Annotated in this window: 6 protein-coding genes; 5 read left to right on the top strand and 1 reads right to left on the bottom strand. The window is 67.9% G+C overall.

Annotated features, from left to right (window positions below; all coding sequences use genetic code 11):
* The first annotated feature begins 295 nt into the window (after positions 1 to 295).
* The 5 genes from D183_RS0120760 (at position 296) to secF (ending at position 7,155) form a co-directional block, all read left to right on the top strand.
* Entirely contained in the window at positions 296 to 2,125 is a 1,830-nt protein-coding gene (locus tag D183_RS0120760; RefSeq protein WP_017910691.1) for an ABC transporter ATP-binding protein, read from the top strand.
* Positions 2,126 to 2,346: 221 nt separating this feature from the next.
* Positions 2,347 to 3,492, top strand: a complete 1,146-nt coding sequence (gene tgt, locus D183_RS0120755) for a tRNA guanosine(34) transglycosylase Tgt (RefSeq protein WP_026144713.1) — start codon at positions 2,347 to 2,349, stop codon at positions 3,490 to 3,492.
* A gap of 378 nt (positions 3,493 to 3,870) precedes the next feature.
* A complete protein-coding gene (yajC, locus tag D183_RS0120750) occupies positions 3,871 to 4,215 on the top strand; it encodes a preprotein translocase subunit YajC (RefSeq protein WP_017910689.1) in 345 nt (114 codons plus the stop codon).
* Between the two features lie 56 nt (positions 4,216 to 4,271).
* Positions 4,272 to 6,116, top strand: a complete 1,845-nt coding sequence (gene secD / locus D183_RS0120745; RefSeq protein WP_017910688.1) for a protein translocase subunit SecD — start codon at positions 4,272 to 4,274, stop codon at positions 6,114 to 6,116.
* Positions 6,117 to 6,189: 73 nt separating this feature from the next.
* Positions 6,190 to 7,155: a protein translocase subunit SecF gene (secF, locus tag D183_RS0120740; protein WP_017910687.1), complete on the top strand. Its 966-nt coding sequence runs from the start codon at positions 6,190 to 6,192 to the stop codon at positions 7,153 to 7,155.
* A gap of 237 nt (positions 7,156 to 7,392) precedes the next feature.
* Here secF and D183_RS25500 read toward each other — a convergent pair.
* The coding region (locus D183_RS25500) for a methyl-accepting chemotaxis protein (protein ID WP_017910686.1) at positions 7,393 to 7,801 on the bottom strand (409 nt) is incomplete at its 5' end.

The following is a 7,801-nucleotide window of genomic DNA, read 5'->3' as shown; positions in this document are numbered from 1 at the left end:
GACCCTTATTTGACACAAGCGGCTTCAGCCGCGACCGGGCTTCACCGAGAAGGCCCGGTCGCGGCTGAAGCCGCTCCTACACAGGGGATGCGCAGTGGAGTTGCTTTTGCGAATCCCAAATTCTCAATCTCCAGTTCCGGCTAGACCGCGTCGCGGCTGAAGCCGCTCCTACGGGTGGACGAAGCGCGCGCGGAGCCGCTTTTGCGAATCCCAAATCCCAAATCCCCAATCCCAGCCTCACGGCCCGTGACGCCCGATACGCTACCCTGACGCCCCTTTTTCGCGTGGCGTGGCGATGTTCCGCTGGTTCGAGTCCCTGATCGAGGTCTTCCCGAAGATCGAGACGCAGATGCCGCCACGCGGGGTGGTGCGCTTCTATCTGCATTACCTGCGTCCGCTGTGGCCGCTCCTGCTGGCCACGCTGCTGGCCGGTCTGGCGCTGGCGCTGGTGGAAGTGGCGATGTTCGACTTCCTCGGCCGCATCGTCGACATGGTCGCCGAGCAGCCGGGGCCGGACTTCTTCCAGCGCCATGCCGGCGAGCTGCTGTGGATGGCGTTCGTCGTGCTGCTGGCGCGGCCGCTGTTCGTGGCCCTGCACAACCTGCTGGTGAACCAGGCCATCGTGCCGGGCCTGAGCAACCGCGCGCGCTGGTTGATGCACAACTACGTGGTGCGGCAGAGCCTGGGCTTCTTCCAGAACGACTTCGCCGGGCGCATCGCCAACCGGGTCATGCAGACCGGCACCTCGCTGCGCGAGTCGGCGGTGCAGATGGTCGATGCGCTCTGGTACATCGTGGTCTACACCGGCAGCGCGCTGTACCTGTTTGCCCAGGCCGATCCCTGGCTGATGGCGCCGCTGCTGGTGTGGGTGCTGGCCTACGTGGCGCTGATGGTCTACTTCGTGCCGCGGATGAAGCACCGCGCCTGGATCGCCTCGGACGCGCGCTCCAAGGCGATGGGCCGCATCGTCGACGGCTACACCAACATCGCCACGCTCAAGCTGTTCTCGCATGCCGGGCGCGAGCAGGCTTACGTGCGCGAGGCGATCGACGAGCTGGCGGTCAAGCACCGCGGGCAGACCCGCATGACCACCGCGATGGACAGCGCCATCGCCATCATCAACGGCTTCCTGATCGCGGTGACCTGCGGGCTGGCGCTGTGGCTGTGGAGCCGCGGCCAGATCAGCGTGGGCGCGATCACCCTGGCTACCGGCCTGGTGATCCGCATCCACAACATGTCCGGCTGGATCATGTGGACGGTCAACGGCATCTTCGAGGACATCGGCGCGGTGCAGGACGGCATGGAGACCATCGCGCAGCCGGTGCAGGTGCAGGATCGCGCCGACGCGGTGCCGCTGCGCGTGGAGCGCGGCGAGGTCCGCTTCGAGCACATCCACTTCCACTACGGCAAGCGCGGCGGGGTCATCGCCGGGCTCGACCTGCAGGTGTGCGCGGGCGAGAAGATCGGCCTGGTCGGGCCGTCCGGCGCAGGCAAGTCGACCCTGGTCAACGTGCTGCTGCGGCTGTACGACCTGGAGCAGGGCCGCATCCTGATCGACGGCCAGGACATCGCCGGCGTCACCCAGGAGAGCCTGCGCCAGCAGATCGGCCTGGTCACCCAGGACACCTCGCTGCTGCACCGCTCGATCCGCGACAACCTGCTGTACGGCCGCCCCGACGCCAGCGAGGCGCAGCTGCGCGCGGCGGTGGCCAAGGCGCGCGCCGACGAGTTCATCGAGCAATTGCAGGACGGCGAGGGCCAGCGCGGCTACGACGCGCAGGTCGGCGAGCGCGGCGTGAAGCTGTCCGGCGGTCAGCGCCAGCGCATCGCCATCGCCCGCGTGCTGCTCAAGGACGCCCCGATCCTGATCCTGGACGAGGCCACCTCGGCGCTGGATTCGGAAGTGGAAGCGGCGATCCAGGACAGCCTGGACGAGCTGATGGCCGGCAAGACGGTGATCGCGATCGCCCACCGGCTCTCCACCATCGCGCGGATGGACCGGCTGGTGGTGATGGACCGCGGCGCCATCGTCGAGACCGGCACCCACGCCGAGCTGCTCGCCCGCGGCGGGCTGTACGCGCGGTTGTGGGCGCGCCAGACCGGTGGCTTCGTCGCGGCGGACTGAAGCGGCGCGCCATCCAGGATGGCCGGCGACGGCGCGACATCGGTGTCGCACCGCCAGGTACGCGCCACGGCATGGTCCGGGGCGGCACCTGCGCTGTGCGTGCCCGACGCGCATGGCGCCAGCCGACCGTGGTGCTTCCCCTGGGCGGCGCACCGCCAGGCGGTTCGGCGCCAACGGCCCGGCAATGCGACAATGCCCGGCTTACCGAGATTCGCCAGACCATGTCCCGATTGCAGTTCGAGCTCCACACCACCGACGGCGCCGCGCGCCGCGGCCGCCTGACCTTCCCGCGCGGAACGGTCGAGACTCCCGCGTTCATGCCGGTGGGCACCTACGGCTCGGTCAAGGGCGTGCTGCCCGAGCAGATCAAGGCGCTGGGCGCGCAGATCATCCTCGGCAACACCTTCCACCTGTACCTGCGCCCGGGCCTGGACGTGATCGGCGATCACGGCGGCCTGCACGGCTTCGCCCGCTGGGACGGGCCGATCCTGACCGATTCCGGCGGCTTCCAGGTGTTCTCGCTGGCGCACCGGCGCAAAATCAGCGAGCAGGGCGTCACCTTCGCCTCGCCGACCGACGGCGCCAAGGTGTTCCTGGGGCCGGAGGAGAGCATGAAGATCCAGCGGGTGCTCGATTCGGACATCGTGATGATCTTCGACGAGTGCACCCCGTACCCGGCCACCGAGGACGTGGCGCGGCGTTCGATGGAGCTGAGCCTGCGCTGGGCGCAGCGCTCGCGCGACGCGCACGACGCGCTGGGCAACGACGCCGCGCTGTTCGGCATTGTCCAGGGCGGCGTGCATGCGGACCTGCGCAGCCGCTCGATCGAGGGCCTGCAGGCGATCGGCTTCGACGGCTACGCGATCGGCGGCCTGGCGGTGGGCGAACCGGAGCACGAGCGCAATGCCATGCTCGAGCACCTGCATCCACGCCTGCCGGGCGACCGCCCGCGCTACCTGATGGGCGTGGGGCGCCCGGAGGACCTGGTCGAGGGCGTGGCCCGCGGCGTGGACATGTTCGACTGCGTGATGCCGACCCGCAACGCACGCAACGGCCACTATTTCACCTCCTTCGGCACGGTGCGCATCCGCAACGCCAAGTACGAGCGCGACCTCGATCCGATCGAGCCGGGCTGCGGCTGCCATGCCTGCAGCAGCGGCTACACCCGTGCCTACCTGCGCCACCTGGACCGCTGCAACGAGATGCTGGCGCCGATGCTGGGCACCCTGCACAACCTCTGGTACTACCAGAAGCTGATGGCCGACATGCGCGCGGCGATCGCCGTGGGAACCTTTGCCCAGTTCCGGCGGTCCTTCTATGCGGCGCGCGGGGTCGAAGCCACCCCACTCCCAACGGAGCAAGGCTAAAGCCCCTCTCCCGTCGGGAGAGGGGTTGGGGTGAGGGTCCGGGCGCAGCCTCGTGTTGTTCGGGAGGGGTTGGGGTGAGGGTCCGGGCGAAGCCTCGTGCCGTTTGGGAGGGGTTGGGGTGAGGGTCCGGCCACCGCCGAACCCTGGTCCTCTCCCGGACGCAGTCGCCAGGACCCCGTACGCCAGATCGCCATCGCCCGTCGGTGCCGGCCTGCCTTCCCGCTGCGCATGGCGCCATTCCTGCGCCGCAAGGGCAGGGCAGCGGTTCCGGAGGGTGAAGGAAGATCGTGGCATAATCGGCGGCTGCTTGCTGCCGCAAGGCAAACCAGCGGTCCGTGCCCCAGGGCGTCGGGCTGCCCAAACCATAGGACGTACCCGATGAATCCGCTCGATTTCCTGATTCCCGTCGCCCAGGCGCAGACCGCTGGCGGCGCCGCCCCGGCCGGTGGTGGCCTGCAGATGTTCCTGCTGCCCATCATCCTGATCGCGGTGATGTATTTCGTGATGATCCGGCCGCAGATGAAGCGCCAGAAGGAACACAAGTCGATGCTGGACAAGCTCGGCCGCGGCGACGAGGTCATCACCTCCGGCGGCGTGGCCGGCGTGGTCACCGACATCGGCGACAATTTCATCACCATCGAAGTGGCCGACAACGTGCGCATCCGCGTGCAGAAGGGCGCCGTCGGCAATGTCCTGCCGAAGGGCACGCTGAAGTCCGCCTGATCCATTTCTCCTACTGCTAGGCGCGACGCCGGCGTGGCGTCGTGCGGGGTCCCGCAATGCTCGAGTTTCCGCGCTGGAAGTATGTCCTCATCCTGATCGTGCTGGCGTTGAGCGCGTTGTACGCGCTGCCCAACGTGTACCAGAAGGATCCGTCGGTCCAGATCACCGCCAGCCGCGGCGGCAAGATCGACGACGCCCTGCGCGAGCGGGTCCTCGCCGACCTGAAGACGGCCGGGATCACCCCGAAGCTGGTCGACAAGGAAGGCGACAGCCTGATGGTGCGCCTGCCGAACCTGCAGGCGCAGACCCGTGCCAACGACGTGCTGCGCCAGCAGGTGGGCGAGAACTACACGGTGGCGCTGAACCTGGCCTCGACCGTGCCGGACTGGCTGTCGCGCCTCGGCGGCAAGCCGATGGTGCTGGGTCTTGACCTGGTCGGCGGCGTGCACTTCGCCCTGCAGGTCGACCAGAAGGCGGCGCTGGAAAAGCGCCTGGACGCCTTTGCCGAAGACATCCGCACCACGTTGCGCGACAGCCGTCTGGCCTACCGCTCGGTCGAGCGCCGTCCCGACAACAGCATCCAGGTCAGCCTGGGCGAGGGCGTCGATGCCAGCGCCGCGCGCGCGGCCATCGCCAAGGCGCAGCCGACCCTGAGCTACGCCGTGTCCGGGCAGACCATCGCCGTGACCGTGCCCGAGGCCGAGCTGAAGCAGATCGCCGCCGGCGCCATCGAGCAGAACCTGACCACCCTGCGCAACCGCGTCAACCAGCTGGGCGTGGCCGAGCCGATCATCCAGCGCCAGGGCGACGACCGCATCGTGGTCGAGTTGCCGGGCGTGCAGGACACCGCCGAGGCCAAGCGCATGATCGGCGCCACCGCCACGCTGGAATTCCGCGGCGTGGTCGACGGCAACGCCGAGGACGCGGTGCGCAGCGGCAACATCCCGCCCGACGCCAAGGTCTACCGCCTGCGCGACAGCGGCGCCCCGGTGCTGCTGAGCAAGCGCGTGCTGGTGTCCGGCGACCAGATGGTCAACGCCACCGTCAGCACCGACCAGAACGGCATGCCGGCCGTGGCGGTCACGCTCAACAACGCCGCCGGCCAGCGCATGTTCGACTACACCAGCGCCAATACCGGCAAGCTGATGTCCGTGGTCTACATCGAGCGCATCCCCACCGTGACCATGGTCGACGGCAAGGAAGTGCGCAGCGTGCGCGTCAACGAGGAGGCGCTGGCGCCGACCCGGATCGCCGGCGTGTTCGGCAAGAACTTCCAGACCACCGGCCTGGAGAAGACCGAGGCCGAGAACCTGGCCAAGCTGCTGCGTGCCGGTTCGCTGGCCGCGCCGATGGACTTCGTCGAGGAATACGTGATCGGCCCGAGCCTGGGCGCGGAGAACGTGGAGCGCGGCATCACCGCGGTGGTCTACGCGTTCCTGTTCACCCTGGTGTTCTTCAGCGTTTACTACCGCATGTTCGGCCTGATCACCTCGGTCGCGCTGCTGATGAATCTGCTGATCGTGGTCTCGGTGATGTCGCTGTTCGGCGCCACCATGACCTTGCCCGGCTTCGCCGGTCTGGCGCTGTCGGTAGGCCTGTCGGTGGACGCCAACGTGCTGATCAACGAGCGTATCCGCGAAGAACTGCGCCTGGGCGTACCGCCCAAGTCGGCGATCGCGGCCGGTTACGAGAAGGCCGGCGGCACCATCCTCGACGCCAACCTCACCGGCCTGATCGTCGGCGTGGCGCTGTACGCGTTCGGTACCGGCCCGCTGAAGGGCTTCGCGCTGACCATGATCATCGGCATCTTCGCCTCGATGTTCACCGCGATCACCGTGTCGCGCGCGCTGGCGGTGCTGATCTACGGCCGTCGCAAGAAGATCAAGTCCGTGGCCATCTGAGCCACGCACGCCACCTTCCGCACGTCCCCGCGCCGGCAGGCGCGGGGTCCAAAAAAACGCAGAGCGGTCTCCAATGAAAATCTTCCCGCTTCACCTGATCCCCAACGACACCAAGATCGACTTCATGCGCTGGCGGCACCCGACCCTGGTGCTGATGCTGGTGCTGGCGCTGGCCTCGTTCGCGGTGATCTTCGCCAAGGGCTTCAACTACGCGCTGGAGTTCACCGGCGGCGCGCTGGTGCAGACCAGTTTCCAGAAGCCGGTCGACGTGGACCAGGTGCGCGAACAGCTGGCCAAGGCCGGCTTCGAGAATGCGCAGGTGCAGAACGTCGGCAGCGGCAACGAGGTGGTGATCCGCCTGCAGCCGCAGGGCGAGCACAACAACGAGGACATCACCAAGAACCTCGCCGAGCAGGTGCGCAAGGCGGTGAGCACGCCGCAGAACCCGGCCACGGTCAAGCCGGGCGAGTTCGTCGGCCCGCAGGTCGGCAAGGACCTGGCCTTGAACGGCGTCTACGCCACGGTGTTCATGCTGGTCGGCTTCCTGATCTACATCGCCTTCCGCTTCGAGTGGAAGTTCGCGGTGGTGGCCAGCCTGACCGCGCTGTTCGACCTGTTGGTGACGGTGGCCTACGTGTCGGTCACCGGCCGCGAGTTCGACCTGACCGTGCTGGCCGGCCTGCTGTCGGTGATGGGTTTTGCGATCAACGACATCATCGTGGTGTTCGACCGCGTGCGCGAGAACTTCCGCAGCCTGCGCGTGGAGCCGATCGAGGTGCTGAACCGCTCGATCAACCAGACCCTGTCGCGTACGGTGATCACCGCGGTGATGTTCTTCCTGTCGGCGCTGGCGCTTTACTTGTATGGCGGCGAGTCGATGGAAGGCCTGGCGCTGACCCACATGATCGGTGCGGTGGTGGTGGTGGTGTCCTCGGTGATCGTGGCGGTGCCGCTGCTGTCGATCGGGCCGTTCCAGGTCACCAAGCAGGACCTGCTGCCGAAGTCGAAGGACGTCGAGGCGCTGGCGCGCAGGCCCTGATGGGGCTGGGATTGGGGATTCGGGAGTGGGGATTCGCAAAGGCGTGATTTCCTGGGCCTGAAACAGTCCCTCCTGCGAACAAAAAAGCCGCGCGGATGCGCGGCTTTTTCTTTGTGCGGACGCTGGGGGCGTCGGGTGGGTGCAGCGCAATGTCGGCCGGGTTGCCGTGCGTGGAATGGGGCCGTCAATGACGGTTCCATCCCCTCCGTGGCGTGCGTGCCGCGCAGGGCGTCCGCGCTACGCCGCGTTGGCGGTGGCGCGGGCCACCAGTTGCGCCACCATCGGATAGGTTTCGCTGCGCACCTGGAACTGGCCGACGATCTCCACCAGGTCGCCGGCCTGCTGCTCCATCGCGCGTGCCGCGGCAGTGGCTTCCTCGACCAGGGCGGCGTTCTGTTGGGTGGTCTCGTCCATCTGGGTGACGGTATGGTTGACCTGCTCGATGCCGGCCGACTGCTCCTGCGAGGCGGCAGCGATCTCGCCCATGATGTCGGTCACGCGCTGCACCGAGGCCACGATGTCCTGCATCGTCGTGCCGGCCTGGGCGACCAGCGCCGAACCTGCGCTCACGCGCTCGACCGAGTCGTCGATCAGTGTCTTGATCTCCTTGGCCGCGCTGGCCGAGCGCTGGGCGAGGGTGCGGACC

This window comes from Xanthomonas sp. SHU 199, from assembly GCF_000364665.1.
GTDB classification, from domain to species: domain Bacteria; phylum Pseudomonadota; class Gammaproteobacteria; order Xanthomonadales; family Xanthomonadaceae; genus Xanthomonas_A; species Xanthomonas_A sontii.
The sequence above is the reverse complement of the archived record's forward strand: the minus strand, read 5'-3'. Positions and strand labels throughout refer to the sequence as shown.